Genomic DNA, 1,637 nt, shown 5'->3' on the forward strand with positions numbered 1-1,637 from the left:
GTACAAGATCACGTCAGTGTGGGCGGTACTATAAACTGGGCTGGCGGTGGTGAAGTCAGTCTTGCCTATACCCATGCCTTCAAGAAAACCATCAATGGTGCGGCATCGATTCCGCCAAGCTTTGGGGAGGCAATGCCAACGTACATCTTGAGGAAGACATTCTCGGCGTTGCCTATACGTGGAAATTCTGATGTTGCCTGCTTCTGAACGTCCAGCTTATCGACTACTGCACATCCGCGTAGCGCAAGTTCAGCAAGCAGGCCAACGCCCAATGGTCATCGCACGGAGTATCCATTCGACAGGTCCATAGGCGAAACGCGTCAGCCACCAGCGACTCATCAATAGCTGCAAGCCGAAGACGGGCAGTACGAAGAAGAATGTCTGCGTGACAGAGACTTTCCCGATCAGGGCAAGACCGTAGCCTTGGAACAAGAAAGAGCAAATCAAGGATTGCAGCAAATAATTAGTTAAGGCCATGCGGCCAGCATTCGCTAAGGCGTTGCGTCCGCGTTCGAGTCGCCCGGAGTCAAACAATTTAAGCAGCGCTCCCAGGAAGCCCATCGTAAGGAAAGGAGCAGTGAGAATACCCAGCGCAAGCATGGCGGTCTCCGCTGCCGAACCAGGCATGAATTGCGTCCCCCAGGCATAGGCAAGTCCGCCTGGAATTCCGACCAGAACTCCCCACAAGATGGCCTTGTTGAGATGGGGAGTATAACGTTCAGGATATTGGAGCAGTTGGTATTTTCCACTCATGAAACCGAGCAAGAACATGGCCAGGGCACACGGACCTTGAAGTGCCAGCAGCATAGGCAGCACTGTCCATAGACCTGACAAGTGTTGTCCAATGATGTCAAGTGGGGTAGCACGCAGAGAATGCATTGCGGCCTCGGCTTGAGCCCGGTACATTTCCGAATCATCTCGGGCCGGCTCGCCCCATTGCACAAAGGCGATCATTAACCATAAGGCTGCGGTAACGCCAATGATGCCGCACGCGAGCTTGAGTTTCGTCGTGTCAGGGCTGTTTCTCAAGGCAAGCAATAGCAGACCTAGCACAGAGTAGGTCACCAGAATATCGCCATGGAACAGCAGCACGGCGTGCAAGATGCCGATGACGAACAGCCCGGTCTGGCGGCGCAGAATCCTTGGCATGTAACTGACTCCAATCCGTTCTGCTGACTGCATTTGTAGCGTCATGCTGTATCCAAACAGATACGAGAAGAGCAAATAAAATTTCAACTCGAAAGCAGTCGATATGATGAGGGCCAGGGCAGCGTCCATGCCTGTCCTCCCATCCGGTGGCAGAAGGCCTGATCCGTAGTAGAGGGAGGAAAACGCCTGAATGTTGACGACGAAGATGCCCAACAGCGCGACTCCGCGAATCGCGTCGATATTGCGTATACGGTTATCCATGCCCGTGTGTTCAGCTATGCACCATCAGTGGTGACATTGATGTTCTTTTTGTGAGGAGGGGTTTGACCTGCTGTCTTACCGGATCATATTGATTCTCGCTAGTGCCGTTGCATGTTCTGGAAAGGCAATAGACATCGTGCTTGAGCAGCATCAGGAGCGCGGAGGATTTCAGCATCAGTTCGAGCAAACTATCCTCCACGAGTGTCAGCAAGTCCAATCTCTGCTGC

The 1,637-nt window shown here is 53.0% G+C and carries 1 protein-coding gene and 2 pseudogenes; 1 reads left to right on the plus strand and 2 read right to left on the minus strand.

Features of this window, described 5'->3' with window-relative positions; all coding sequences use genetic code 11:
• Window positions 1-207, plus strand: a pseudogene (locus I5W_RS32930) (hypothetical protein); the annotation flags it as partial.
• A gap of 42 nt (window positions 208-249) precedes the next feature.
• Here the strand turns inward: I5W_RS32930 and I5W_RS21550 are convergent.
• The gene (locus tag I5W_RS21550; protein ID WP_044530772.1) at window positions 250-1,410 is read right to left on the minus strand and encodes a DUF418 domain-containing protein; all 1,161 of its coding nucleotides are present in this window, start codon (window positions 1,408-1,410) and stop codon (window positions 250-252) included.
• A gap of 10 nt (window positions 1,411-1,420) precedes the next feature.
• Window positions 1,421-1,637, minus strand: a pseudogene (locus tag I5W_RS32620) (hypothetical protein); the annotation flags it as partial.

It is taken from the genome of Herbaspirillum sp. B65 (genome assembly GCF_000333555.1).
Taxonomy (GTDB): Bacteria; Pseudomonadota; Gammaproteobacteria; order Burkholderiales; family Burkholderiaceae_D; genus Herbaspirillum; species Herbaspirillum rubrisubalbicans.

Excerpts from the sequence above, each read along its gene's own strand:
- I5W_RS21550 (WP_044530772.1), bottom strand. The coding sequence starts at position 1,410 with ATGGATAACCGTATACGCAATATCGACGCGATTCGCGGAGTCGCGCTG.